This window comes from Syntrophorhabdaceae bacterium (genome assembly GCA_036504895.1).
Classification (GTDB): domain Bacteria; phylum Desulfobacterota; class Syntrophorhabdia; order Syntrophorhabdales; family Syntrophorhabdaceae; genus PNOM01.
This window is the reverse complement of sequence record DASXUJ010000069.1, coordinates 1-26254: the sequence shown is the minus strand read 5'-3', so window position 1 is coordinate 26254 and position 26254 is coordinate 1. Positions and strand designations below refer to the sequence as shown.

The 26254-nt window shown below is 54.3% G+C and carries 21 protein-coding genes; 9 read left to right on the top strand and 12 right to left on the bottom strand.

What is annotated here, in order from left to right:
- The first annotated feature begins 142 nt into the window (after window positions 1-142).
- Together leuS and VGJ94_09695 are read left to right on the top strand one after the other, a co-directional pair.
- Window positions 143-2620: a leucine--tRNA ligase gene (leuS, locus tag VGJ94_09700; GenBank protein ID HEY3276883.1), complete on the top strand. Its 2478-nt coding sequence runs from the start codon at window positions 143-145 to the stop codon at window positions 2618-2620.
- Between the two features lie 14 nt (window positions 2621-2634).
- Window positions 2635-3156 carry an LptE family protein gene (locus VGJ94_09695; GenBank protein ID HEY3276882.1) on the top strand — a complete coding sequence of 174 codons (522 nt, stop codon included), beginning with the start codon at window positions 2635-2637 and terminating at the stop codon, window positions 3154-3156.
- A 114-nt stretch (window positions 3157-3270) separates the two neighbouring features.
- Here VGJ94_09695 and rpsT read toward each other — a convergent pair whose 3' ends face one another.
- The 7 genes from rpsT to VGJ94_09660 form a co-directional block, all read right to left on the bottom strand.
- Window positions 3271-3543, bottom strand: coding sequence for a 30S ribosomal protein S20 (gene rpsT / locus VGJ94_09690; protein HEY3276881.1), 273 nt, complete (start codon window positions 3541-3543; stop codon window positions 3271-3273).
- A gap of 216 nt (window positions 3544-3759) precedes the next feature.
- Entirely contained in the window at window positions 3760-4044 is a 285-nt protein-coding gene (locus VGJ94_09685; protein HEY3276880.1) for a PxxKW family cysteine-rich protein, read from the bottom strand.
- Between the two features lie 189 nt (window positions 4045-4233).
- Entirely contained in the window at window positions 4234-4890 is a 657-nt protein-coding gene (locus VGJ94_09680; protein ID HEY3276879.1) for an isoprenylcysteine carboxylmethyltransferase family protein, read from the bottom strand.
- Between the two features lie 60 nt (window positions 4891-4950).
- Window positions 4951-5682 (bottom strand): 3-deoxy-manno-octulosonate cytidylyltransferase, encoded by a 732-nt coding sequence (gene kdsB, locus VGJ94_09675; protein HEY3276878.1) that lies wholly within the window; start codon window positions 5680-5682, stop codon window positions 4951-4953.
- Window positions 5683-5691: 9 nt separating this feature from the next.
- Window positions 5692-8496 carry an excinuclease ABC subunit UvrA gene (gene uvrA / locus VGJ94_09670; protein ID HEY3276877.1) on the bottom strand — a complete coding sequence of 935 codons (2805 nt, stop codon included), beginning with the start codon at window positions 8494-8496 and terminating at the stop codon, window positions 5692-5694.
- A 146-nt stretch (window positions 8497-8642) separates the two neighbouring features.
- Window positions 8643-10007, bottom strand: a complete 1365-nt coding sequence (locus VGJ94_09665; GenBank protein ID HEY3276876.1) for an MFS transporter — start codon at window positions 10005-10007, stop codon at window positions 8643-8645.
- A 359-nt stretch (window positions 10008-10366) separates the two neighbouring features.
- Window positions 10367-10606: a hypothetical protein gene (locus tag VGJ94_09660; protein ID HEY3276875.1), complete on the bottom strand. Its 240-nt coding sequence runs from the start codon at window positions 10604-10606 to the stop codon at window positions 10367-10369.
- A 237-nt stretch (window positions 10607-10843) separates the two neighbouring features.
- Here VGJ94_09660 and VGJ94_09655 point away from each other — a divergent pair, with 237 nt between their 5' ends.
- From VGJ94_09655 to VGJ94_09635, 5 genes are all read left to right on the top strand, one after another.
- Entirely contained in the window at window positions 10844-11305 is a 462-nt protein-coding gene (locus VGJ94_09655) for a cache domain-containing protein (protein HEY3276874.1), read from the top strand.
- Between the two features lie 245 nt (window positions 11306-11550).
- Window positions 11551-12144 carry a hypothetical protein gene (locus VGJ94_09650; protein HEY3276873.1) on the top strand — a complete coding sequence of 198 codons (594 nt, stop codon included), beginning with the start codon at window positions 11551-11553 and terminating at the stop codon, window positions 12142-12144.
- Window positions 12145-12158: 14 nt separating this feature from the next.
- Complete coding sequence (locus VGJ94_09645; protein HEY3276872.1) at window positions 12159-13076, top strand: MBL fold metallo-hydrolase; 918 nt, start codon at window positions 12159-12161, stop codon at window positions 13074-13076.
- Between the two features lie 13 nt (window positions 13077-13089).
- Window positions 13090-14265: an MFS transporter gene (locus VGJ94_09640; protein ID HEY3276871.1), complete on the top strand. Its 1176-nt coding sequence runs from the start codon at window positions 13090-13092 to the stop codon at window positions 14263-14265.
- 909 nt (window positions 14266-15174) lie between these two features.
- Window positions 15175-16470, top strand: a complete 1296-nt coding sequence (locus VGJ94_09635) for an acetyl-CoA hydrolase/transferase C-terminal domain-containing protein (GenBank protein HEY3276870.1) — start codon at window positions 15175-15177, stop codon at window positions 16468-16470.
- 212 nt (window positions 16471-16682) lie between these two features.
- Here the strand turns inward: VGJ94_09635 and VGJ94_09630 are convergent, their stop codons facing one another.
- A complete protein-coding gene (locus VGJ94_09630; protein ID HEY3276869.1) occupies window positions 16683-18335 on the bottom strand; it encodes a PAS domain S-box protein in 1653 nt (550 codons plus the stop codon).
- Between the two features lie 855 nt (window positions 18336-19190).
- Between VGJ94_09630 and VGJ94_09625 the strand changes: the two genes are divergently transcribed.
- Together VGJ94_09625 and VGJ94_09620 are read left to right on the top strand one after the other, a co-directional pair.
- Complete coding sequence (locus VGJ94_09625; GenBank protein HEY3276868.1) at window positions 19191-19673, top strand: MaoC family dehydratase; 483 nt, start codon at window positions 19191-19193, stop codon at window positions 19671-19673.
- A 12-nt stretch (window positions 19674-19685) separates the two neighbouring features.
- Window positions 19686-20324: a DsbA family oxidoreductase gene (locus VGJ94_09620; protein HEY3276867.1), complete on the top strand. Its 639-nt coding sequence runs from the start codon at window positions 19686-19688 to the stop codon at window positions 20322-20324.
- Between the two features lie 626 nt (window positions 20325-20950).
- Here VGJ94_09620 and VGJ94_09615 read toward each other — a convergent pair.
- Genes VGJ94_09615 through VGJ94_09600 form a run of 4 tightly spaced genes read right to left on the bottom strand, consistent with a single transcriptional unit; the run spans window position 20951 to window position 25830 of the window.
- Window positions 20951-22168 carry an ABC transporter substrate-binding protein gene (locus tag VGJ94_09615; GenBank protein HEY3276866.1) on the bottom strand — a complete coding sequence of 406 codons (1218 nt, stop codon included), beginning with the start codon at window positions 22166-22168 and terminating at the stop codon, window positions 20951-20953.
- Between the two features lie 30 nt (window positions 22169-22198).
- Window positions 22199-24019, bottom strand: a complete 1821-nt coding sequence (locus VGJ94_09610) for a thiamine pyrophosphate-dependent enzyme (protein ID HEY3276865.1) — start codon at window positions 24017-24019, stop codon at window positions 22199-22201.
- Window positions 24020-24580 (bottom strand): 2-oxoacid:acceptor oxidoreductase family protein, encoded by a 561-nt coding sequence (locus VGJ94_09605; protein ID HEY3276864.1) that lies wholly within the window; start codon window positions 24578-24580, stop codon window positions 24020-24022. It lies immediately after the preceding gene.
- A complete protein-coding gene (locus VGJ94_09600) occupies window positions 24577-25830 on the bottom strand; it encodes a hypothetical protein (protein ID HEY3276863.1) in 1254 nt (417 codons plus the stop codon). Before VGJ94_09600 ends, VGJ94_09605 begins: the two co-directional genes overlap by 4 nt.
- Window positions 25831-26254 lie beyond the last annotated feature (424 nt).

Below are 26254 nucleotides of genomic sequence, written 5' to 3'. Positions count from 1 at the left end.
ACTAGAGACTAGAGACTAGAGACTAGAGACTAGAGACTAGAGACTAGAGACTAGAGACTAGAGACTAGAGACTAGAGACTAGAGACTAGAGACTAGAGACTAGAGACTAGAGACTAGAGACTAAAATGTCCGGGGTTAACGAATGAAGGCTTATGAACCGCATGAGATTGAAGCGCGCAGGCAATCTTCCTGGGAAGAGAAGGGGACTTTTATTGTAGGCGAGGAGAAAGAGAAGGATAAGTATTATCTCCTCGAGATGTTTCCCTATCCTTCCGGAAGAATTCATATGGGGCATGTCAGAAACTATTCCATAGGGGATGTGATTGCCCGTTATAAGAGGATGAAAGGTTTTAACGTGCTCCATCCTATGGGGTGGGACGCTTTCGGGATGCCTGCAGAGAATGCGGCCATCGAGCGGGGTATACCGCCTGCGGCATGGACGCGTGATAACATCGATTATATGAGGACCCAGCTCAAGAGGCTGGGCTTGAGTTATGACTGGACGCGCGAATTCGCCACCTGTGACGTGGAATACTACAGGTGGGAGCAGTGGATATTCCTTCAGATGTTCGAGAAGGGGCTCGTCTACCGGAAGAGCTCTCCCGTCAACTATTGCCCCAAATGTCAGACCGTGCTCGCGAACGAGCAGGTGGAAAGCGGCGCGTGCTGGAGATGCGGCGAGGAGGTGGTCCAGAAGGAGCTTACCCAATGGTTCTTCGCCATCACTAAATATGCGGATGAGTTATACGAATATTGCGACAAGATGCCGGGCTGGCCTGAAAAGGTCCTCAGCATGCAGAAAAACTGGATAGGGAAGAGCTACGGAGTGGAGGTCGATTTTCCCATGGAGGAAGGCGGCGCCCTCACCATTTTCACTACCAGGCCCGATACGCTCTTCGGGGTGACCTTTATGGTCCTTGCCCCGGAACACCCCATGGCCCTCACCCTGGCGCAGGGAACGCCCCAGGAAAAGGCGGTCCGTGAATTCGTCGAGCGGGCAAAGGCCCAGGACAGGAGCTTCAGGGCCGAGACGGAGCTCAAGAAGGAGGGTGTCTTTACCGGAAAATATGCGATAAACCCTTTGACAGGGGCCAAAGTCGCCATCTACGTGGGCAATTTCGTGCTCATGGAGTACGGGACCGGCGCCATCATGGCGGTTCCTGCCCACGACCAACGGGATTTCGAATTCGCCAAAGAATATAATCTTCCCATAATCGTCACTATCGTGCCCAAGGGCCACAGCCTCGATCCGGAGACCATGACCGAAGCCTATGTGGACGACGGCGTGCTGGTCAACTCCCATATCTTCAACGGCCTGCCCAACAGGGAGGCTATGCCTAAGATTATTGCCCATCTCGAGCAGAAGGGTACGGGCAGGGGCAAAGTCAATTTCCGGCTCCGGGATTGGGGGATATCGAGACAGCGGTACTGGGGAGCGCCTATCCCCATCATTTACTGTGAGGATTGCGGCATCGTGCCCGTCCCCAGTGAGGATCTTCCCGTGGTCCTCCCCCTCGACCTGGAGATCAAGGTGGTGGGACGGTCTCCTCTGGCGGAATGTGCGGAATTTTATGAAACCACCTGTCCCAAGTGCGGTAGACCCGGACGGCGGGAAACGGATACCATGGATACTTTCGTGGAATCATCCTGGTACTACGCCCGGTATACATGCCCTGACTATGACAAGGGGCCCCTCGACAGGGCCAGGGTGGACTACTGGATGCCCGTGGACCAGTATATAGGCGGGGTCGAGCACGCGGTGCTTCACCTCCTCTATTCGAGGTTCTTCAACAGGGTCCTCTATGACCTGGGCCTCACGGCGGAAAAGGAGCCTTTCAAGAACCTTCTGACCCAGGGAATGGTCATCAAGGACGGGTCGAAGATGAGCAAATCGAAGGGCAATGTGGTAGACCCCGATTACCTGATCGAGAAGTATGGGGCCGATACCGCCCGGCTTTTCTGTCTTTTCGCGGCCCCCCCGGAGAAGGACCTCGATTGGAGCGACAAAGGAGTTGAAGGAAGCTTCAGGTTCATCCAGAGGGTGTGGAGGCTCGTGGAGGAGAGGGTGGACGAGCTAAGGTCCGTCATGCCTCTTTTTGCCCCCGAGTCCGGAAACGCCGATGCGGTGCGCCTCGCATTCAAGATCCACCAGACGATCAAGAAAGTGACCGACGACCTGGAGAGGTTCCATCTCAATACCGCCATTTCAAGCATCATGGAACTGGTCAATACCACGTATAAGTACCTGGAATCGGGTATGCCTGATAAAGAGGCGCTGAGACTCGTCAGGGGCGTCGTGGAGACGATCCTCGTTCTTCTCTACCCTTTTGTCCCTCACATAGCGGAAGAGCTGTGGGAGGAGATCCGGGGGGAACAAGACCTCGGATGCTGGTGGCCCGGCTACAACGAGAACTACATCATAGAGGACAAGGTAACTATGGTGGTGCAGATAAACGGCAAGCTGCGGGATGGCTGCGAAGTAGAGAGAAACATGGATGAATCGCGGCTCAAAGAGATTGTCCTGGGCCTCGAAAAAGTGAGCCGCCATCTGGAAGGAAAAGAAATAAAAAAGATCATTATCGTTCCGAACAAAATCGTCAATATCGTTGTTTCGGGATAAGGGAGAGCTCCCCTATGGGAAAAAAAGAGAAGAGAAGTACGGGGCGGTTGCTCCTGTTGATCGCCCTGGCAATGGTTGTCTGTTCGTGCGGGTACCAGCTTGTCACCGACAGGGGCATTTACGGAGGGGATATAAAAAGTCTTTCCCTGCCCACATTCAAGAACATCACTTATGAGCCCCATGTCTCTCTCTATGTCACGAACGCTTTTTCCCGTGAGCTCGTCTCCATGGGACTTTTTCAATTGAATACACCGGACACGGACGCCTATCTGGAGGGGAGCATACAGAGGATCGTCATTTTGCCGGCGTCCATGAATTCGTCGGGGTTGGTAATAGAAAAACAGGCGACCATGTCGGTAGATATAGCCCTCTATCGTAAGAACGGGAGTTTTATCAAGCGCTGGGTCTTCAGCGATACCGAGCCGTACAGGGTGGACGATGTAAACTTGGAAGAATATAATAAGCGTGCGGCATTCGAGGTGATCTCAGGGAGGATCGCGAGAAAGTTCTCCGCCGTGTTGCTCGTGGAGTACTGATGCCCGATGACCCCTCGCCATTTCAAGGGGTCCGCAAAAAAGAAATAACCTTTAGCAGGGTAAAAGAACCGTGCAAGGCGGGGCGCTCAAAGGCGGCCCTGCCGTATCGGTGGATTAAGCCTTATTCAGAAAAGAATGGACCTTTTTCGAAAGCCTTGAGACTTTTCTTGACGCGTTGTTGGAATGGATCACACCCTTCGATGCTGCCCTGTTGATAAATGAGACGGCTTTCTTGAAGGCTTCATCGACGTTTGAAGTATCCTTCCCTTCCATAACCGACATCACCTTCTTCATGTATGTTTTCATGGTAGACTTCACATGTGAATTCCTGAGTCTTCTCTGTTCCGACTGCCGTGCCTTCTTTACTGCAGATTTATTTTTCCTCAAAATCGACCCTCCAAATAATTTGTCCTTTATTTACCACTAATTCCAGTCTAAGTCAACCATAAAATGAGCACAGAAGAGCGAAAAAGGACCTATCCGTACACCACCGGCCAGGACGGAGGAAGGGATATACCCTGTCTGCGTCCTGTTCGATCCATACCTCAATATTGTTGAACGATAGGCCCTTTTAAAAGAGGCAACATCTCCCGGAATTAAAGACTACTTTTTTCCGGCAGCTCTTTTCGAAGCTTTGAGCGGATTGATCTTCTGCTCTTCCACCGCCTTCCCCTTCTTCACGTGGGACGACATGGAGCACGCACCCTTCTGCCATTTTTGTGAAGGCGCGGGAAAGCTGGAACAGTACTTTCCTGTCTCGAATACAACGATCCTCGTGCAGCCCTCACAGCTCTCCACGATTGTAAAACATTTTCCTCCGGAGTAAGAACATCCTGCCTTCTTCATGAAAAGGCACTCTGTACCCGGTTTTAACGTTACACATACCATAACGGCATCACCTCCTGAAATATGTATCAAAAGCCTAATAATAAACAATATTTCCGCCCCTTTGTCAATAGGCGAAAGCCCGCCGGTACGCGCTCTTCATTGAGGTTCTGTGGGGGCGCCATGGGAGTAGGCTGTAATCGCGCGACGCGACGCCGGTTGGAGGCAGGCATCATCCGCATTGCCGCCGCTTCAGTAGACCCAGGGAATCAGCCGCCACGTGCGGGAACAATAGCTTTCGTATTCATCGCCGAATTGTCCGAGAAGCAACCTCTCCTCGGCGCGGATGCGCGCCAGGAGCACCGGAATAGTGAGTGCGCAAAGAAGGATGCCGATAACCGAGCGGAAGGCAAGGGCCCAACCAACCATATTGATGATCAGCCCCAGATAACTGGGGTGACGGATGACGCGGTACACACCGCTCGTCACCAGCATATGCCCGGGCTGAATGGAGACCAGTCCGCTGAAGCGGCTGCCCAGCACAAAGACGGGCCACAGTCGGAGCAGGCCGCCCAGGGCGAAAAGAATGACCCCGGTCCAGCGAACTAATTCTCCGTCCATAACCCAGAACTCTTTCAGGTCCGTATAAGCCGGGACATAGCCGGCAAGGAGCCCGATAAGACCAAGGGCCGCGATGACCCATCGGTTGCGTCGATCCTCACGCTCGCCGGAACTTAGATTGCCCTTGCTGAAAAGCGATGCGCCGGACAATAGGATGGTTATAATGGCAAGGACAACCAGGGACGTATGGGAAAAGAACGCGCCAAACCCTCCCCCGCCCCAAATTGCAAGGCCGAGGTAGGCGAGGCCACTTGCCATTGCGATGAATGCCATTCTGATCTTGTTCATCAGGACCCTCTTTTGCTGCTCCGTTACACGCCCTAACGCATCACACGCATCACACGCGCATCACACGCTTTCACGCTCTAACGCCTCAACCGCCTTTCCCGCCCTCGCCAGGTCCTCTTCGGTGTCTATGCCGAAACCTTTATATTCGACGGGGATTACCTTGATCTTATAGCCCTGTTCCAGAACGCGGAGTTGTTCGAGGGATTCGGTTTCTTCGAGGAGGCTTTTTTCCATTGAAATGAATTTGTGGAGAAAATGGCGGGAGAAGGCATAGATGCCTATGTGGCCCCACAGGGGGATATCTTTTCTCCCTCGCAGATAGGGAATTGGAGAGCGGGAGAAGTAGAGGGCGAAGCTGTTCGCGTCGAGGACCACCTTGACCATATTGGGGTTCATGTACTCTTCTTCGGAGATAGGGGTGCACAGGGTGGCCATGTCGAGGTTTTCCTGCTCCATTTTTGTAAAGAGGGCGTTCACCATTTGGGGTTCGATGAAGGGCTCGTCGCCCTGAAGGTTGACGACAAGGTCGCCCTCTTTGCCCTCTAAGGCGGCATACACCCTGTCCGTGCCTGACCTGAGGTCCGGGCTCGTCATTGCGACCTCTGCTCCGAAAGAGCGACATGCCTCTTCGATGCGGGAGTCGTCGGTGGCGACGATTACACGGTCGGCATCGGAGGAAAGGGCCTTTTCATATACCCATTGGATAAGGGGCTTCGGGCCTATCTTTCGTAGAGGTTTGCCGGGGAGCCGGGTGGAGCCGAATCGGGCGGGTATGACCACGACCTTTTTCACAGGGGCCTCCTATTTGCCGTCGAGGTATCGCTTCAGGAAGATTCCCGTATAACTTTTTGGGGTCTTCATCACAGTTTCGGGAGTGCCCGCCACCAGGAGGGTGCCGCCCTTGTCTCCCCCTTCGGGGCCGAGATCTATCAAGTGGTCCGCGCATTTTATCACATCGAGGTTGTGCTCGATCACCACCACGGTATTTCCCCTGTCCGTCAGTTCGGTGAGCACGCGGAGAAGCTTTTCTATGTCGGCAAAATGGAGTCCCGTAGTAGGTTCGTCCAGGATATAAAGAGTCGAGCCCGTATCTCTCTTCGAGAGCTCACGGGAGAGTTTTATCCTCTGGGCCTCTCCGCCTGAAAGGGTAGTCGCCGCCTGGCCGAGTTTGATATAGCCCAGTCCGACTTCATTCAGGACCTTCAGCTTCGTCTTGATAGACGGGATGGAAGAAAAGAATTCCGTGGCCTGGGTGACGGTCAGCTCGAGTACGTCGGCGATGCTCTTGCCCTTGTAAGTGATCTCCAGGGTATCCCGGTTATATCTCTTCCCCTTGCACACATCGCAGACGATATAGACGTCGGGAAGGAACTGCATCTCGATCTTCACATAGCCCTCGCCCGCACACGTCTCGCAGCGGCCGCCTTTCACGTTGAAGGAGAACCGTCCCTCTTTATAGCCGCGCATCCTCGATTCCGGGATCCGGGTGAAAAGCTGCCGGATAGGGGTGAAGATGCCCGTATAGGTGGCGGGGTTCGACCGCGGCGTCCGGCCTATGGGAGACTGGTCGATGTCGATCACGCGATCGATGGCTTCATGGCCGTCCAATCCGTCCGTCTCTCCGGCCCTTTCCCTCGATCTATAGAGTTTTTGCTTGAGAAGTGGATAGAGGGTGTCTACCACGAGGGTGCTCTTACCCGAGCCGGAAACGCCGGTGACGCAGGTGAAGACCCCCACGGGTATATCGACGGTGATATTCTTCAGGTTATGGGAGCGCGCGCCCCTGATGCGTATGAAGCCTTTCGGGGTCCGCCTGACTTCGGGTATATGGATTTCGAGCCTTTTCGAGATATACTTGCCCGTGATGGAGGTTTCATGACGGGCAAGGTCCTCCGGCGTGCCCTGGAATACGAGGTACCCCCCGTTTTCACCGGCGCCGGGGCCGAGATCTATTACATAGTCGGACGAGACGATGGCATCGTGGTCGTGCTCCACTACGATTACTGTGTTATCGAGGTCCCGTAGCTTGAAAAGCGTCTTAAGAAGTCGTTCGTTGTCGCGCTGGTGGAGGCCTATGCTCGGCTCATCCAGGACATATACCACCCCGGTGAGCCCCGAGCCGATCTGTGTGGCAAGCCTGATCCTCTGGGATTCGCCCGACGAGAGGGTTGCCGAATTACGGCTGAGGGTGATATAGTCGAGGCCTACGTCCATGAGGAATTTGAGCCGCGAGAGGATCTCCTTGAGAATAGTCTTCGCAATCTCCCTCTCCTTCTCGGTGAGAGTAAGATTGGAGAAGTAATCGAGACAGCACTCGATGGTCTGGCAGGTGACTTCATTAATGTTGAGGCCGGATACCTTTACCCAGAGCATCTCTTTTTTGAGCCTCGCGCCGTTGCACGTGGGGCAGGGGATAAGGTTGATGAAGCGCTCCAGCCTGGCCTTTTCAAAAAATTCGGCCCGCTCCCAATCTTTCTGAAGCTCTTTTATCACGCCTTCGAAGTGCTTCTTGACGAGCAGCCGCTTTCCTCCCCTGTCGGAGAAGAATTCCAGGTCCTCTTCCGATCCGAAAAGTATCACGTCCTGGACCTCCTTCGGGATCTCTTTGAAGGGCCGGTGGATGTCTATTTTGTACCTGTTCACGAGGGCTTCGAGGAGAGGCATGAAATGGATGGGGCTTTTCTCGCCCCAGGGGACGACCGCCCCTTCACGCAATGAAAGGTCCTGGTTCGGGATGATGAGGATCGGATCGAAATACTCCTTCACCCCGAGCCCGAGACAGGTGGGACATGCGCCATAGGGGTTGTTGAAGGAGAACATGCGGGGCTCGATCTCCGGATAGCTGATCCCGCAGTCCGGGCAGGCAAATTTTTCACTGAAGACAAGGGTCTCTTCACCGGTCTCCACTTTTATAATGCCTTCCGTTTTGTGGAGGGCGAGTTCGACCGCCTCGGAGAGTCTCCTCTCGACGCCTTCCCTTAGGGCGATACGGTCTATTATGACCTCTATCTCATGCTTTTTCTTCTTGTCGAGGACGATCTCTTCCGAAAGGTCTCGTATCTTCCCGTCGATCTTTATACGGGAAAAGCCCTGCTTTCTCAGGTCGTCGATCTCTTTTCTGTACTCCCCCTTCCGGCCCCGCACGATGGGGGCGAGGATGGTGAGCATGGAGCCCGCGGGCAGGGCGGAGATGCTGTCCACGATCTGGGGGGCGTGCTGGCTCTTGATCTCTTTACCGCAACTGTAGCAGTACACCCGGCCGATTCGGGCAAAGAGGAGGCGGAGGTAATCGTAAATCTCCGTGACCGTGCCCACCGTGCTTCGAGGGTTTTTGCTTATGGTCTTCTGCTCGATGCTGATTGCGGGGGAGAGGCCCTCGATGTAATCCATGTCGGGCTTGTCCATGAGCTCGAGGAATTGGCGGGCATAGGAGGAGAGGGATTCGACGTAGCGCCTCTGCCCCTCGGCATAGATGGTGTCGAAGGCGAGGCTGGACTTGCCCGAGCCGCTGGGCCCGGTGATGACCACCATTTTGTTCCTTGGAAGCTCGACATCGATGTTTTTGAGATTGTGCTGCCGCGCGCCCTTTACGAAAATCCTGTTCACTGGTGGTAATATACCATTTTTTGCGAGACTTTTCCAGGCGTCGGGGGCGAGGGAGAGATGCGAGGGTGTTCGCTACGACCGCGAGTCAGCTTCTTTCAGAACAGCCGGCCACGGGGGCAGTGCCGCGGGCGGTAATGATTCCCCTTTTACTTCTCCGTTTTTGGCTTGTCCCACTCTTTCCAGGCCTCTCCCGTCTTCCTTTCCCAGTCCGTTTCGAAATCTTCCGTAAAGAATTCAAAGATATCGGATTGATTCTCCTTGGCCAGCATCACTGCGCCGAGACAGGCGAGGCCCGAGACGAAGAAGAGCCAGAAGGCGTGACGATAGGCTTCCACCGGGTATGCGGCGCCTGCCTTTCCGACTCCGTCTAATATGGCCCCGACCAGAGGCTGGTAGAGGACTCCCCCGATAAAGGGGAAGGCGTTCACGAAACTTATGGAGGTGCCTGCCATCTCAAGGGGGAACATCTCCTTTGTCGCCGTGACCGCAATCGGATGGGCGGCTCCCGCCGCAACGGCCATCAAAAAGAAGATCGCATAGAGAATCGCGAGGGGGAGGCCTTGAGGAAAGGCCAGGAGCACGGACCAGCACGCAAGGTGGAGAAAGGCCGCAAGAAGAAGAACCTTTTTTCGGCTCATGAATATTTTATCCGACAAGTAGCCCAGGGCCGGGCTGCCCAATATGAGGGCAAAGGCGCTCATGGAGAGGATGTTTCCTGCCCCTGCCTTTGAAAGGTGATAGACGTCGGTAAGATACGGACCGGCCCAGAGACCCGAGAAGCCGAAGAGGGTGCCTCCGGCAAAGAGGTTGAATATGGCCACAGGCCAGAACCGTCGCTCCCGGAGCACTGCACCGATCTGAGATCCTCCTTTTCCTTTCGCGGATGCCGGGACCGGCCGTGATTTGGCGATAGGGGGAAATCCCTTGTCCTCGGGCTTGTCGAAGACAAAAAACCAGGCCAGGAGGGCGAGAAGTGCGGTGACGGCGCCGATGATAAGAAAGGCCACCCTCCAGTCGAAGTACTGGGCGAGAAGGGCGAGCGGTGTGGCCGCCCCGAGCCATCCTATGCCGCCTGCGCCGACGAAAAATCCCGACACCCGGGCGAATTCCTGACCCCTGAACCAATGGGCCAGAATCTTCATCGAACAGACGAAGACGACGGAGAGACCGAGGCCTACCACAATTCTGGAATATATGGCGAAGCTGAAGGAGGGGGAGAGGCCGAACCCGATAGACCCTAATGCCGCGACAAGGCCGAAGAAGATAATCGTATTGCGCGTGCCCCACCGGTCGGCGATGATCCCCGTGGGTATCTGCATGGCCGCATAGGGATAGAAGTAGCTCGACGCGAGGACCCCAAGGGCCGCGCCACTGATATGGAAACCCTTTATCAGGTCGGGGGCGACCACCGCCGGACAGACACGGTGGAAGAAGACGAACATATATTGGACCGCAAGGACTGCAAAAATGAGCCGGCGGTATTTCTTCGCTTTTTCCCATCGGTCTTCCATAACAGAATCTCCTTATAAAGGAATCGGTGCAGTCTCCAATCGCGCCCTTCAATTATTTCGGCAGGACCTGAGGCTTTGACGGGGCCGGCCCGGTCATGGATAGAATTTACATGCGGGGGTATTCCGAGAAAAGGGCGGAGAATGGGTAATGTATAAATTCGTGCACATGGGTCTCAGCTGATATCTAGCCTAAACCATAGCCCTGCAACAGTTTTGTAACATGAAAGATTTTTGTAATGCAAGTGTTTCACAGAATAAGCGTACATTACAGCCCTGATTATAGCGGCTGGAGCGTAAGGGAAGGACATGCAATTCCGAAAGCAGGATACCTTATGTCGCCTCTTAAAAGATATGACTCCTTAATCGGTCCCGAACCTGATCTCATCATGAGTCAGATCGACCAGGTCATCACCGTTGTAGATGGCAAAATGCGTCCTCTGGCATTTCTGGCAGAAATGTTTCACCGTGGTCACGCCGTTTATGGCACGTAGGGTTCCCGTATATTTAATCTGTTCACTTTGGCAGAAAGGACACCAGCCGCCGCCCTGACTGACCCAATTCCTGACCTGGTTTGTTGAAAGCATAAAAGGATGGTCCATAAACGCCTCCTTATCACGGTCTTCTCTTCAGTTCATAGCATCTTCGGGAGAAAAGGACAATGTTTTTCGAGAGGCGGGGTTGCCCCCTCTGAATGGCGGGGACCGCATCATATGAACGGGCTGGTAGGGAAATCATTGAGGCGGACATCTGGATTCCGCCTTATAACGATTTAAGCCACATCGTCGGGTGCCGATAAAGATGAAGTCCCTTCAGGGAGAAAAAGAGGAGGTAGTTTTATGAAGAGAATTGTTTCGGTGATGATCTTGGTTTTAATGGTGAGTGTGGGCGTGGCATTCATTGCCAATGCCGCCACCATGGATGACGCAAAGGTGCTGGTGGACAAGGCATTGGTCTACATGAAGGCGCACGGACTGGAAAGGACAATAGCGGAAGTGAACGGCAACCCCAAAGGCCAGCTTACTAAAGGCGATCTTTACGTGATCATTCAGGATTTTAATGGGGTCATCCTGGCGAATGGCGGGAACCCGAAACTGACCGGACAGAATCATCTCGAGGTAAGAGATGCATCGGGTAAGTATTTCGTAAAAGAACAGGTTGAAGTGGCAAAAACAAAAGGCAGCGGTACGGTTGACCTCGTGTGGACGAACCCCGCAACAAAAATGGTTCAGCCAAAGACAAACTTCGTAAAAAGAGTAGAAGGCCAGAATATCATGGTCATGGCAGGGGTATTCAAATAAATTAATTAAATATTCGAGAAAACCCCCTGAAGGTTTCAAATCTGTACGAGGTGTAATGTTTCTTTGTTCTTGACGTGCGTTTTTTCCTTTTTCGGCCCGTACCAAATCCGTCGCGGTTCATCGATTATTGGATTAACCGGATTACACCTCCCGGGCCGAAGAAAGGAACATATGCCTCACCCGAGCTACAAGCCCCGCTCATGGATTTTCTGATAAGGCTGATCATTTTCTGATATACTCTTCCCATGATTAAGCTCGCAACAGAGATAAACAGCCTCTGGGAGCCCGTTTTTCCTTATCTTGCCCGGCATATCGGCGAAGTCTACGGCCGCAGGGACGGAGTGGTGCTCGACGTGGGTCCTTTTGCCGGGGCGATGTTCGAATTGAGAAGAAAAGGCGTAGGAGAAGCTTTTATAATCGCCTCCTTTCCTTATGGTATGGCAGAGGCATATAAAGAGGAGATAGAGGCTCGGGGTCACGCGGGAAAGGTCGGAGTAATCGACACGGAACCCGGCCTGGCCTGCGTGAGAGATAATTCGATAGACCTTCTCGTTTTCCGGGGGGCGCTGTTCTTTCCCGCCCTCTTCCGCACCGACCTTTCCGTCATGTTCAGGGTCCTCAGGAGGGGCGGTATTGCCTTTGTAGGCGGCGGGTTCGGGAAATATACCCCTCCTGCGGTTATCGAAGCCATAGGGGAGAGGTCGCGGGACCTCAACCTGAAACTCGGTAAGACAGGGGTCAGCGTCGAGGATGTATGGAACTCTGCGAAGGGCGGCCTGGCGGAGGGACATATGGAAATTATATCCGAAGGCGGGCTTTGGGTAGTGATAAGAAGATAGCACAGGGAGACGTAATGATTGTTCAAGAAACGGGTGAGGTTAAGGAGGGTTTTTATATTACGGGCCTTGCCTCGTACCCCGTTCAACTGCTGGACGGCATGACGCCGGTGCTTTTTGACGCGGGCACCACGTGCGCGGGCGAGCTTTACGTGGAGGCTATCCGCGAGGTCCTCGGAAAGCGGGAGCCCGCCCTGCTGCTCATTAGCCATGTCCATTGGGACCATTGCGGGGCCGCATCTTATTTGAAGAAGGCCTTTCCCTCAATGAAAATTGCGATGTCGGCGAAGGCGGCGGAAGTGCTGAAGCGTCCCGGGGCGGTGAAGCTTATCACGAACCTCAACAGGAGCGCCCGGTCCATCGTGCCCACCCTGCCCGGCGGCAACTCGCCTAAACTGATAGATGACGATTTTGAACCCTTTGAAATAGATAGGGAAGTGAAAGACGGCGATATCATTGACCTGGGAGAGGGGTTGACGGTCCATGCCATGGCAACTCCGGGCCATACGCGCGACCATATGAGCTACTATATTCCCGGGGAGCAGATCCTCCTCGCCGCCGAGGCCTCCGGCTGCCTCGCGGGCTCAGGCGAGATCATCCCGGAGTTTCTCTCCGATTATGACGCCTATTTTGCATCTCTTCAGGCATTGGCCCGCCTGCCCGTCCGCGTCCTCTGCCAGGGCCACCGGATGGTGTTCGTCGGAAGGAAAGAGGTCCGCTCCTTCTTCGAGCGTTCCGCGGAGAGTGCGATACGCTTCAGGGCGCGGATCTGCGATCTGCTCAAGGCGGAAGAAGGCGCCATTGAACGCGTCGTCAGGAGGATCAAGGAGGAGCAGTACGATTCCATTTCAGGGATCAAACAGCCCGAAATTCCCTACCTTCTCAATCTCACCGCCCAGGTGACCCACCTGGCCCGGAAAAGCGACTGCTCGTAAGAAAGGTGGGCTCTTGAAGATAAGGTCCTTAGGCATAATGGTCATCGCTCACGCCTCGGCGGACATCAATCAGGGGGCCATACCCGTCCTCCTGCCTTTCTTCATCGCCCAGCACCACATCAGCTATGCCGTGGCGGCCGGAGTCGTATTCGCCGTAAATCTCGTATCGACTATATTTCAACCGGCCTTCGGGTACGTGGTGGATAAACAGTCAAGGCCCTGGCTCATCCCCGTCTCCATGCTCGCCATCGGGTGCGGCGTCTCTTTTACCGGCATTGCGCCGAGCTACGAGATTGGTTTCGCCGGACTCATTGTGGCCGGTCTCGGGATCGCCATGTTTCACCCTGAAGGGGCGCGGCTCATGAATTATCTTGCAGGGGAGAAGAAGGCGACCGCCATGAGCCTCTTCGGAATCGGAGGTCAACTGGGGTTTGCGGTGGGGCCGATCCTCGCCACCGCAGTGCTCCTCAATACAGGCATCAAAGGCACGGTGTACCTCGTCATACCCACCGCGATCGTGGCGGGGATCGTCATGTATGTGCTTCCCGGGCTCACCGCGGGCTATGAGAGAAAAGGCTCCCCCCGGCGGGCCCTCACCCACAGCGAAGGCCGCGATATGTGGCCTGCCTTTACCTTCCTCGCATCCGCGCTCCTTTGCCGCTCCGTTATTTTTTATGGGCTCAATACCTTCCTTCCCCTCTTCTGGATAAAAGTGCTCCACGGATCGGAAAGCGCCGCCGGCCTCGCCCTCGCCGTGCTTTTGGGCTCGGCCATAGGAGGCAACTTTCTCGGAGGGGGCCTTGCAGAGCGCATCGGCTACCGCACCGTCACCCTCACGGGCTTCGGGCTTCTCACTTTATGCCTTCCCTTCCTCGCCTTCACCCATGATCCTTTTTGGGCAATAATGACTCTCATCCCGATAGGAGTGGTACTCTCGCTGCCTTTCGGCCCCATGGTCGCCCTCGGCCAGATGTATCTGCCCACAAGAGTGGGGCTCGCCTCAGGCATCACCCTGGGCCTCGCCTTCTCCTTCGGTGGCCTTACCACCCCATTGCTCGGCATGGTGGCCGACCATTACGGACTAAGGGCTGCCATCACAGTAGTCGCCTTTCTTCCGATAATCTGTCTGGGCCTGGTCCTCGCCCTGCCCCGCACCAGCCATGGCGCATCGCACAGGAGTGATAATTAGATAGAAAGCAAACGCAGAGCGGCAAAAGAAGAGAAGTGAAGTAAAGAGGAGAAGCAAAAGCAAGGCGTCGGGATTGAGAATTGGGGGTGGGACGGGCAGGCTACAGGGACTATTCCTTCCGCTCCGGCTGCTCCGGGCCTGACCCAAGACGCTCCCAACTTCTCTCGCTCAGTGCGCACTTAATTGAGGTGGCGAGGCACACGGGTCGTCCGCAAAGAGGGCTGGTTCTGTGGGGTCTGATCCCCCTATCCGGCGCTCGTGCCGGCTGTGCCGTCACCGAAAGTTTCTGCTGCAGGGTCCCAAGCCCCTCCACAAAGTCGCTCCAGGAACAGCCCCCGCAGCCCACCCGTCAGGACGAACTTTGCCTGAATATCTCTTCCGTAACAGTTACAAATAAATAGCAGGACTAAAGAAGATGGTCCAGAACCATACTTTGAGAGCACGTAAATTCAGTCCCGGCCGCGACCACCCGCGGACCCCACGCCTATCGACGCCGTGACCCGGGGCATGCCCTCGCCCCGACATTTTTCTTGACCAGAAATCCCGGAAGTGATAATATCAATGATATCATTTAGTGAACATATGTTTCATTGCATGAAAGAGTCCGTTCCGGCTAATTATTCTTTGAGGACGTCGACTTCGGGGCTGGACGGGGATTCATTGAAGACGTAATGCTTTAGCCTGTTCAGAATGACTGGGTATAGAATTATCGGAATATTACTCATCGGAACCGATAGGAGTAGACACAACAGGGAAAGAACCACTGAAAGACCGTTCGGATCACGCCGGATTGGGTGTTCGAATACCTCGTATTTGACATTCACGCAAGGAAAACATCTGAATAGTCATCATTTCCGTGCAATGTTAGGTTCGTGAAACACGGGTCTTATCAAAATAAGGGAGGGCGCCATGTCAAATTTTGAAGAAATGTACCGTCAGAAACTGGTTACTCCGGAGATAGCAGCCAAGGCAGTCAAATCGGGGGACGTCATTTGGGCCCCGCCGGCTTCCAACGAGCCCATAGCTATATGGAAGGCCATTGCCGCCCGGAAAGATGAACTGGAAGGGGTCGTCATCCGACAATTCCTGTCGAGGCACCAACAGCCCCATATGGATCCATCCTATGCTCCCCACATCTTTATTGAAAGTCTTTTTCTCACGGATAAAGTGAGAAATCTCATTAACGAAGGGTACGGGAGTTATGTGCCGACGAATTTCGGCGATATACCCTCCATAATCAGGCAAAGCGAGCATGTGGACATTTTGGCTCTTACCGTGTCTCCTATGGATGAACATGGTTATTTGACCTTCGGCTTGGGCTGTGACTATACCCCCGCTGCTATAGAATGTGCCAAAACAATAATCGCGGAAGTCAATCCCAATATGCCGAGGACCTATGGGCATAACTGCCTCCATATATCAAAAGTAGATTACATATTGGAGTGCAATGAGTCCATCGCAGAACTGCCTCCCCCTGTTATCACCGATACCGACAGGACGATCGGCTCCTATATCGCGGACCTCATCGACGACGGCTCCACTCTTCAAATAGGCATAGGCGGTGTTCCCGCGGCGGTATGCAAATTCATGGAGCACAAGAAGGACCTGGGAATACATACGGAACTCGTGAGCGACTATATCATGAGCATGGTGGAAAGCGGGTGTGTAAACGGGAGCAAGAAAACCATCCATAAGGGTAAGGTCGTGGCTACTATCGTCGAGGGCACCAGGAAGCTCTTCGATTGGCTCCGTGACAACAGGCTCATTGAGTTGCATCCCGTAGACTATACAAATAACGTGAATGTGATTGCTCAGAACCATAAAATGGTCAGCATCAACGCGACCATCGAGGTTGATTTATTTGGCCAATGTGCGTCTGAGAGTATCGGAACGAAGGTCTGGGGAGGAAGCGGAGGACAGGCCGATTTTGCCAGGGGCGTCACTATGTGTCCCGGCGGTAAAGGCTTTATCGTGGTGCCTTCCACGGCGAAAAAGGGCACAATTTCGAAGATCGTTCCCTTCTTGAATCCCGGGACCTGCGTGACTACCAGCAGGACCCATGTAGACCACGTGGTGTCGGAGTTCGGGGTTGCCAAACTTCGCGGCAAATCGGTACGGGAAAGGGCCCTGGCTATGATCAGCATTGCCCACCCGAAGTTTCAGGATGAACTGCGCCACTCGGCGAAAAAGATGAAAATTATATAAACCGTAACTTCCGGCTTTACTCGCTCCCGGACCTCCGGTCCGGTCATGTGCTAATATCCCAAGGGGGAATTGGTTATTCCAATTCCCCCTTGGTCAACCGGGCAGTATTGAGGTGGGGAGGATGAGACCGTGAATAGGTCTTGAGCCCAAAACCGGAGGAGACCGTGGTATCCCTTTATGTGCTCCTCTGGGTCTTGACCGGGTTATCAGCTTTATGGCTCGAGAGGGAAACAGGCATGAACTACGGTGCCTTTGCCCGGCTCCGACGTCAGTTCCAGGTGTCCCCCTGCAAGGGAGGCGCGCTCCTGCATGCCAAGCAAGCCGAAGCTCTCGCCCTTCAATGCTTTTACGCGGGTTTCGTCGATATTGAAGCCTTTTCCGTCGTCCCTCACGGTAAGATGAAGCTCCCCACTCATCGTCTCGAGGTCGATATACACAGCCTTCGCCTCCGAGTGCCGGGCGGCGTTCGTTAGCGCTTCCTGGGTAATTCGGAAACATGTCAGCTCGAGAATCGGGGAAAATCGTTCTTCCGTGAAGTCGGTATAGAATACTACTTTGAATCCTGCCTTGGCGGATAGCCAATTCACGTACCAGTCCAACGCCGCAGTAAGACCGAAGTCGTCAAGGATAGAAGGACGAAGCTCGATGGAAAGATTGCGTACTTTATGTATCAGCTCCTCCACCGTGGGTGCGTTTTCATGCATCGAGGCCAGCGCCGATTCCAAGGTTCTGGAACCCTCTGTCCGCTTTAGGCCGATCTTGAGCGCGGTGAGGGTCTGGCCTATTTCATCGTGAAGCTCGCGGGCAATATAACGGCGTTCCGTCTCCTGTATTTCGAGAAGGCGGTGCGATAGGGTTCTCAATTGCTCCATGGTGCGTTGAAGTCTTTCCTCCATTGCCCGTTTCTCTGTCACGTCCTCCACCGTACCGTCTAAATGATGGGGGACCCCGTTCTCATCATTGATTATGCGCATAGTGAGATGGCCTATCCCTTTCCCGCCGTCTTTACGAAGATGCTCATTCTCATATATTGCCCGTCCGTTGTTTTCCTGCATGCGCAGAAGGACCCGGGCCCTGTCTTTCGGGTTGGCATAGACTTGTGCGGCAATGTCGGAGATGGAGTCGATCAGGTCCTCCGGTGATTCATACCCGAGAATAGCGGCAAGGGCCGGATTTGCCTTTAGAAACCTGCCTTCAAAAGTAGACTGAAATATTCCCAGCGGGGAGTTTTCAAAGATGCCGCGGTACCTTTCTTCACTCATCTTCAGGGCCATCTCTGAATGTTTACGCTCGGTGATGTCGTGAACGGTGCCGATCGAACGGAGTGGATTACCGTCGGGACCATAAAAGGTCTCGCAGAGCTCATGGACATACTTTGTGCGTCCATCGGGCATAAAGAGCCGGTATGTAATGTCATAAGGTTCCTCTGTCTTGAGAGAGACAGTGTAGGCCTGATTTACGAATTCCCGGTCAGCCGGATGAACCGCACCCAATAGGGCATCACGGGTTGCAGTGATTGCCTGCGGGTTTAACTCAAGCATACGGTAGATCTCATCGGACCAGATCAACGTGTTCCGGGCAAGATCCAGCTCCCAATTGCCGATGTGAGCAATCCTTTGCGCCTCTTTGAGGCTGTTCTCGTTACGCCGCAGTCGCGCCTCCATCTTCAGAAGAACTATGCACACGGGAGGCGAAACGATCGCGGGGATCAGAAGGGACATAAAAATCTCGAAACTCCGAACCGAACCGACAAGAATATAGGCCGCCACCAGATAGATGGCCAGGGAAAAAAGAACGCAAAACAAGGCGAGAATCAGCGTGAGGAATGGCACACTGAACCGTTTAGTCACACTCTGTACGAACACGGGACGCTCCTGCAAATGGGTCGACTACGCATGGTACATTGTCGGATTTAAGCGCGCTCCTGTCAAGGATTGCCTGAGGAGCAGCCCCCGCAGCCCGCCCCTCAGGGCGAATTCACCTGAACAGAGACTTCTCTAAGACCAAATAGGATGGGGCCCCTTCCGTGGTGGGTGTGAATTTACTGAATAAAACCGATCACAACACAAAAATCAGTGAGAGGCCCGGATTTATGGCCGATTCACTGCATTGACGAGTCATACTCTACAGATAGTCCTTCCTTGGTGGACTGAAAAGTCTACTACTTCACCAGGCTCGATGATTTCGATGCGATGCTCAACCTCGCAAGGAATAGAGTATGAATCCCCCGGCCCAATCACCTGGTCATTATTCCCAAATACTATTCTATAGCTCCCCGAGATCACATAACCACTTTGCTCATTTGGATGCTTGTGCAGAGGAGGAGCGTCCCCTTTCTTGTAAAGCATTTTAGTTACCATTGATTCCGGGCCATAGGAGAGCAGAACAAAGTCCACCCCCAAAAAAGCTTCTTCGCTGCGCATCAGTGGATTTAACTATCATACCTTCTCCTTCCGGGTGCGTTGACCATTATCCTCCAAGTACGTTCTGATTACAACGGAAAAACCCAGGACACGTGTTGCGGATTGCCACCTCGCGGCCCGACTTTTGCCTAGAATGCCGAGGTGTTGACTACAGAAAAACCATGCATGGTTCCCTTTTCTCCGTAGGCCCTTTCCTTTTTACTCCCCACGCCTTTACTCGGGCGGTATTTTTGCATTCCCTTCGTCCGTTGCATGCTATATGTTATGTCATTAACTAACCGCGCAAGGGAGCAGGATGTGGCGACAAATTCTCTTTTTACCCCACCGATCGATGACCGCTACTTCGAGGATTATGTGCCCGGATCGGTCTATGAGTTTGGATCGATCACGGTTGAGGAACAGGATATTATTGAATTTGCCCGATTGTATGACCCCCAACCCTTCCATCTGGATCGTGAAAAGGCTAAAGAGAGCCCCTTCGGCGGCATTATCGCCAGCGGCTGGCACACGGCTGCCCTCACTATGCGGCTTCTCGTGGATCACTACGTTTCCACGGTCGCCGGCATTGGTTCGCCCGGGTCCGGACCAATCCTATTTTTGAGGCCCGTCCGCCCGGGCGATGAGCTCTCAATCAGGGTGACCATTGTCGAAGCTCGCCGGTCCCGATCAAAGCCGGATCGGGGAACTGTCCGGGCCTTTGTGGAGACAATGAATCAGCGCGGGGAGATAGTCATGACCAGGACGGCCATCGGCATCCTTCGGCGCAGAAATAAAGCATAAAAGGAGCAAATTATGACCGAGCCCGCAATCCTGGAGGTATTTTCCGATTACGTCTGACCGTGGTGCTATATCAGTACCGTGCGTATTGACAAGCTGAGGAAGAATTATCATATAGAAATCCGTTGGACTGCCTTTCCCCTCCACCCCGAGACCCCGGAGCAGGGCCAAACCCTGGAAGAACTCTTCGCAGGAAGATCTTTTGACGTGAACGCCGCCATGCAACGAATGGAGCAGGCAGCGAGCCGGATTGGCCTTCCCATGGCTAAACGGACAATGACCTATAATAGCCGCCTGGCCCAGGAACTTGCAAAGTGGGCGGAATCGCAGGGTAAGGGCGATCAGTACCATAAGGCGGTATTTAAGGCGTACTATGTCGAGGGCAGAAATATCGGCAAGGAAGATGAGCTTGTCGGCCTCGCCGAATCTGTCGGCCTTTCGGGTGTTGAAGCAAGGTCTATCCTGAGAGAGAGAAAGTTTCGTGCAGCGGTGGACATTGATTGGGCGCGTTCCCGGGAACTGCTGATCACAGGGGTTCCCACGTTTGTAATGAATAGCCGAAGCATCGTGGGCGCCCAACCCTACGAAGTCCTCGAAGAATTCATTAAAGCCGGCGGCGCAAAAAGAAGGGATACCGGAGAAGAGGGAGAGTAAGGGCTTGATGCGTTCCGGTCCCGGCATGTAGGAAGGTCAGCCATTTTCGACCGCACAGATGAATGCGGCCTGGAAGCGTCCTTCAGCTATCGAGGACCCGAAACTCAACTTCGGGAAGCTATCAGGTTCACCTTATCTGCAAAATTCACTCCTTCCTCGATTCTGCTTCACGGGGCCGGGAGGGTTTTATACCTCACGCGCCTTGCGAGCACATTGGATCACCCGTTCGGTGAGGAGAAACGCTCCGAAGGACAGCCACCCGTGCGTGAGGAGGTGCGACGAGTTGGGTGGCTGAGTGCCGGACGAACAGTCTTTTAGCGGGTAATGGGCGCAGCCGAAGCTTGAGGTATAAAGCCCTCCCGGCCCCGTGGCTCCCCGACCCGCAAGGCTTTTCGGTCGCCCGCCGAATCACTCAAATAATCCTGAGTCAATGTATTATAATTGCATCTTTGTCGCCTGCTCATTAATTTGACCGATATGAAAAGGCAGATAATGACGAAGGGCCTGGTGTGTGACAGACGATGGACTGCAGAGGCTGTGCAGGGGCGACGAAATATTTATGCGAGAGGTCTGCGCCCCGATGTTCTCAGGCGGGGCGCAGACTCTTTTTGACTTTAATGGGGGCGCTACTTTCTTACCTTCATCATCTCATCGCAGCTCGGCAGGTAATCTTTTGCCGGGATGGTGACGATGTCGGAGCCGATCAGGAAGTCGTACCCGTTGGTCTTTTTGGTGATCCCGTAGTACATGGGCAGGGTCACCTGGTGGTCGCAGGCGCGCATCTCGAGCTTGCCTATGGGGCTTTCGATCGTGAGACCCTCGAGGGCGTCGATGAACTTCTCCGTATTGATCGACTTCGCCTTTTCATATGCCTTGGCAATGAAGATGCCGGTAATGTAGCCGTAAAGTGCGGTCGAGCCCGGATATCTCTTATAAGCCTTGCGGAACTCGTCGGTGAAAGCCTTGTTGGCGGGGGTGTTCGGGAAGTAGAAGTGGTAGCTCGAGCTTCCCATGATGCCCTCAGGGGCATCGGCTCCGAGAGGGGCAAGGGCTATCGTGTCGGTGGCATAGTGCTGGTAGATGGGGAGCTTCTTCTCGAGTCCCATGGCTTTTACCGCTTTCAGGAAATTCGTCACTCCTCCACCGCCTGAGGCGCTGATAAGGCAGTCCGGCTTGGCCTGAAGGATCGGGCTCAGATAAGGGGTAAGGTCCGTCTCCCCCACCTTTCTCCACGACTGGCCCAGGAGCTGGACATTCGGTTTCAATACCTTCAAATGGTTCCATATGGCGTCGGCGCAGGCATGGCCGAACTCATAATCTTCTCCTGCGATCCAGTATTTCGTATAAGGTTTCTTCGAAAGCGCGACGGCGGTCGCCCTCCCGATCATGGCAGTATTCTCATTGGTGCTGAAGACGTAGCGGTGTCCCCTCTCGCCTACGATCTTCTCGCTTTTTGCATCGCTCACGATCCAGGGGATCTTCTCTTTTCTCGCGAAATCGGAGACGGCAAGGGCACCTCCCGAGTTGGTGGAGCCCATGATGATATTGACCTTCTCTCTCAAGACAAGCTCTTTTGCCATGGCGAGGGCGATATCGGGTTTGAATTTATCATCCCGTATCACGAACTCGATCTTTCTTCCCAATACCCCTCCCTTCGCGTTTACCTCATTGACGGCAATCTTGAAGCCGTCGAGGACATCCTGGGTATAGGTAGTGGCAGGGCCGGTATAGGTGTCGATGATGCCGATCTTAATCGGTTCGGCCGCCTGTGACTGAGAGACCGTCACCTGGAAAAGGGCGAGCACGAGGAATGAAATGAGAATGGCTGGGATAAAGCGTTTCATACGTCCCCCTTGTGTGGTTTTTTGTGAGGCTTACATACGAATTCCATGTTTCTTTCTGCGCGGCGGGCACGCAAGCAGGCAGATCCCGCAACGGACGCAGAGTCCTTCGTCCACCTTTACTCTTTTTTTCGTATCGTCAAAGACCAGGGCAGGGCACCCGAAGCGGTCGACACAGTGGCCGCATCCCGTGCATTCGTCCTCGATCTGTGAGAACTCGAAGGTCTCGTCCTCCTTCGGCTTCGCATAAAGGAGACATTCCCGCCTGGCGATAATGATCGCCGGGCCTTTCTCCTGCTCCTGAAGAAAGGTGAAGGCCTCTTTTAACGTCTTCACCGTGAGGGGCACGTCGTAAGGGTCGAGAATTTTCATGAATTCGACTCCGAAGCCGGTGACGACGTCCTCGATCTTCACCACTCCGGCAGGAGCGCCGCCCGCGGTGACGCCCGATTGGGGCGTGGGCTGCATACCGGTCATGGCGGTGGTGGAATTGTCCATGATCACGAGGACGAACTTCTTCTTTTTCTTCACCGCATCATAGAGGGGCTCGAGACAGGCATGGAAAAAGGTAGAGTCTCCGACGGAGGCGATGATGGGGATGAGCGTCCCGTCCTGATGAAAGGTGTCGTAGAAGCCGGAGGCCATAGTGACTGCGCCGCCCATATCGATGCATGTATCCACGGCCCCCATTGAAATGCCCAGGGTATAGCAGCCGATATCGCCGGGAAATACAGCCTTGGGGAAGGCATGGCGCATCGCATAGAAGCTGGCCCTGTGGGGGCATCCCGAGCAGAGCTTGGGTGGTCTTGAAGGGAACTTTGCATTCTGAAGCGCTTTTTCAATTGTATTGTCGGGAGAGAATTTCAGGTCCGCGATCTTCATCTCGCGGGCGATCTTTTCGATAATTTCGCGCACCACGTCGTAGGTCAGCTCTCCTGCTCCGGGCACATATCCGTTCGCCCTGCCGAATATTTTGCCACCGTTGCCGATGAGCGCCTCCAGCACGCTGTCCGTCTCTTCGAGGACCAGTACGCGCTCATGATTTTTGACAAAGGCTCGTAGGCCGGGATCCATGGGAAAGACCCTGGTCACCTTGTAGACAGGGGGCTCAGGCTGAAGGGAAAGGCCTTTCACCACGTCCGATGCAATCGAATAGCTCATTCCCGAGGCCACGATACCGAATCCGGCGCCGCTCTCATGGTTGTCGGCCACTCCCTCGTGGATGACCGGTTTTCGCTCACCCGCGGGATAAAGAGGTATGGCCTCACGGGCATGGCTTACCCTGTGGGTGGAGCGGATAATTACCGGCACCTTTTTCTCGAATGAGTATTGCATTGCGTAATATGCGACGTCTGCTGCCTCCACAGGAGAGGCGGGATCGAATACGATGATGCCGAAGAGGGCGGCAAGGAGACGGGTGTCCTGCTCGGTCTGGGAAGACTGGGGGCCGGGGTCGTCGCACGAGACGATCACGAGGGCGCCGTCGATGGGCTTGCCTTTCCCGGCGAGGAGGGAGGGAAAGGCCACATTAAGACCGACCTGCTTCATCATGCAGGCTGCCTTCTTTCCGGATACCGCGGCGCCGAAGGCGACTTCGAAGGCACAGCGCTCGTTCGTCGCCCACTCGGCATGGATGGAGCCCTTATCCCGTTTATTGAATTCAACAATACCGGGTATGATCTCGGAACTGGGGGTGCCTGGATAGGCAGCGGCCAGCTCCAAGCCCGCCTCCACGAGACCGCGGGCAATGCCCCAATTGCCTATCATAACTTCCTTTTGAACCGCCTTCATCCGTGCCTCCCTTACGAGCCCCAGGGGCCCCTGCCGCGTGGTGCCGGCATAAATCAGAATCATCTATATGGACGAGTCCTTCGCGTGATTATATCCTGCGTCAAATACGGCGAGGTTCTTGGCCACAAATTTACCCTTCGTCCTCGTTTCGATGGTATCTCTCACATTGCCGTAAGTATAAGGGCCGACGGAAAGATGGGAGAAAAAGCCGAGAAGGGCCATGTTCGAGGCCTGAATCGTCCCGGCATCCGTCGCGATACCGTCCGCATCGATGAGAAAATGACCTATCTCTCTTTCCGTGAGGAGGCCGAGAATTGCCTCGGGGAGCGCGCTGTTTCGGGAATTGACGACCCCGAGACCTCCCTTTTTCAGGAAAGGAAGGTTCCTGTAAAATTCGCTCTCTTCAAAGGCCAGCAGGATGTCGGCGCTTTCACGGCCCACCAGGGGACTTTTGAATTCGCCGATTTTAATGAGGGATACTACGGATCCGCCCCTCTGGCTCATGCCGTACTCGTCGGAGGCGAGCGCATGGTAGCCCGAATGAATAGCAGTCTCTATAAGGACGGTGGATGCGAGGAGCACGCCCCTGCCGCCTATTCCCGCGCAGACAATCTGATAGTTCATATGATCCCCTTGCACAGAAGCACCGTCAGGGTGGGCGCGTCTTTATATTGCTCCACTTCCTGCGGCCCGCTTATGGAAAAACAGTTCTTGAAACCCCATCCCCCGAGGAGGCGCTTGATCTCACCTTCCCTTTCATGGGTCAGGATGAGAAGAACGTAGGATGATCCGTTATAAATGGAGTTGACAAGAGAGGGCATGCCCGAGTGAAAGAAATGATCTTCAAAGGTAATGGCGAGCACCTTCAGGTCCGGCTGCTGTTTCACCATGCCGTGGGCCATATTGATGGCCGAAGCGGGTCCCAGTTTATCCCTCACGACCAGAAAACCAAACATGGTCTCATCTTTCTTCGTTTTCTTGCGTCCCCCCGAGACCGGCTCCCTCGCGACCTTGCTCCTGTCCCGGAGTTGCATCTCTATGGACGGGTAAGGTCCATCGGAGACAAAGACCTCGTCCATCTCGTCGATGAACCGGTTTGCGGCTTCTGTGGGCAAGGGGAAAACAGTTTCCACGTGGAATATGCTCGTCTCATCTTCATAAAGATCGGAAAGGGCCGTCCGGTCGGTGATGAGACCGGTTTTGCCGTTCCGGGTTATTGAATTACCGGCGTAATTCTCAAATTCCCGCCTTATGCGCTCTATCTTTTCATTGAGCTCCCCGTGGAGCCGGTATCTCGACTGCGGCAGGGCAGCCCACCTCGAGGGATCTTTCGAAAATTGCGCAGTGCCGGCCGAAGGCCCGGCGGGTTTCGATACGGGAGCTTCCCCGGTCCCGTTGCGCGCCTTTCTCCCGGCTGCACCCGGATCACATTCGGGGGTTGCCTGGATGATGAAGGGCATCTGGTGCCGTTCCGACGCGTCATACGCAAAAGCGACCGCACGGGCAAGGGCCTCGGGACTCTCCACCACCATCACGGGGATTTTCGAGAAGGGGCCCAGAGGGGTAACCTCTTCATCGATTTCGCGGATGCACACGACGAGGAAGCCGCCGATCACCCCTGTGTAGGCGGACGTCATGAGGGGATCGAGGGCCTTGTATAACCCGTCCGTGGTAAATATGCACGCCGTTCTCTTTGCGGCAACCGCGCCGGTGAGGGCAAGCTCGAAACCTATTTTTTCATTGGTTGAAACCTCGCCGTGGAGGGATGGGTACTCTCCGGCCAGGGCGTCAAGGGCGGACCCGACGGGCCTGCTCGTGGTATATATAAGCCTCGCGCCGTTTTGTGCGAGCAATTCCACTATACCTTCATACATGTCCGTTCGGCCTTCCTTCCTATTCGCTTTTTATCCGGCGCGGGCGGGAAACCGGTATGCCGGCAGGCTCTCCGAATTGACCTTCGCGCCAGGACATTACATAATAGTATACCGTATACTGTACTGAAGGATATATAACATTATACCTTATTGTCAAGGATTTATTTACTATATTTTGTCATCAAAACCTCTTAACCGAGCGAAATCGAGGGGATTCGATAAAGGAAGGGTAATGATTTTCCCTTGACAAAGCCCAGTGCTTCCCATACAGTATACCGTATACGGTATGGCCCGCCCACGTACACAGGACAGTTTTGTGTTGACACCGGCGCAAAAATGTTTTTAAAAAATGGGCGAGTAAGGAGGCGAGACACGTGAACATCATAGTCTTTATAAAACAGGTAGCCGATACGGAAGCACGCAT

What these genes read in the sequence shown, in the direction of transcription:
- VGJ94_09650 (HEY3276873.1), top strand. Translation starts at nt 11,551, where the DNA reads ATGATTAAGCTCGCAACAGAGATAAACAGCCTCTGGGAGCCCGTTTTT.
- VGJ94_09615 (HEY3276866.1), bottom strand. Translation starts at nt 22,168, where the DNA reads ATGAAACGCTTTATCCCAGCCATTCTCATTTCATTCCTCGTGCTCGCC.
- VGJ94_09695 (HEY3276882.1), top strand. Translation starts at nt 2,635, where the DNA reads ATGGGAAAAAAAGAGAAGAGAAGTACGGGGCGGTTGCTCCTGTTGATC.
- VGJ94_09635 (HEY3276870.1), top strand. Translation starts at nt 15,175, where the DNA reads ATGTCAAATTTTGAAGAAATGTACCGTCAGAAACTGGTTACTCCGGAG.
- VGJ94_09680 (HEY3276879.1), bottom strand. Translation starts at nt 4,890, where the DNA reads ATGAACAAGATCAGAATGGCATTCATCGCAATGGCAAGTGGCCTCGCC.
- VGJ94_09660 (HEY3276875.1), bottom strand. Translation starts at nt 10,606, where the DNA reads ATGGACCATCCTTTTATGCTTTCAACAAACCAGGTCAGGAATTGGGTC.
- VGJ94_09600 (HEY3276863.1), bottom strand. Translation starts at nt 25,830, where the DNA reads ATGTATGAAGGTATAGTGGAATTGCTCGCACAAAACGGCGCGAGGCTT.
- leuS (HEY3276883.1), top strand. Translation starts at nt 143, where the DNA reads ATGAAGGCTTATGAACCGCATGAGATTGAAGCGCGCAGGCAATCTTCC.
- VGJ94_09685 (HEY3276880.1), bottom strand. Translation starts at nt 4,044, where the DNA reads ATGGTATGTGTAACGTTAAAACCGGGTACAGAGTGCCTTTTCATGAAG.
- VGJ94_09655 (HEY3276874.1), top strand. Translation starts at nt 10,844, where the DNA reads ATGAAGAGAATTGTTTCGGTGATGATCTTGGTTTTAATGGTGAGTGTG.
- VGJ94_09665 (HEY3276876.1), bottom strand. Translation starts at nt 10,007, where the DNA reads ATGGAAGACCGATGGGAAAAAGCGAAGAAATACCGCCGGCTCATTTTT.
- VGJ94_09605 (HEY3276864.1), bottom strand. Translation starts at nt 24,580, where the DNA reads ATGAACTATCAGATTGTCTGCGCGGGAATAGGCGGCAGGGGCGTGCTC.
- VGJ94_09645 (HEY3276872.1), top strand. Translation starts at nt 12,159, where the DNA reads ATGATTGTTCAAGAAACGGGTGAGGTTAAGGAGGGTTTTTATATTACG.
- VGJ94_09610 (HEY3276865.1), bottom strand. Translation starts at nt 24,019, where the DNA reads ATGATTCTGATTTATGCCGGCACCACGCGGCAGGGGCCCCTGGGGCTC.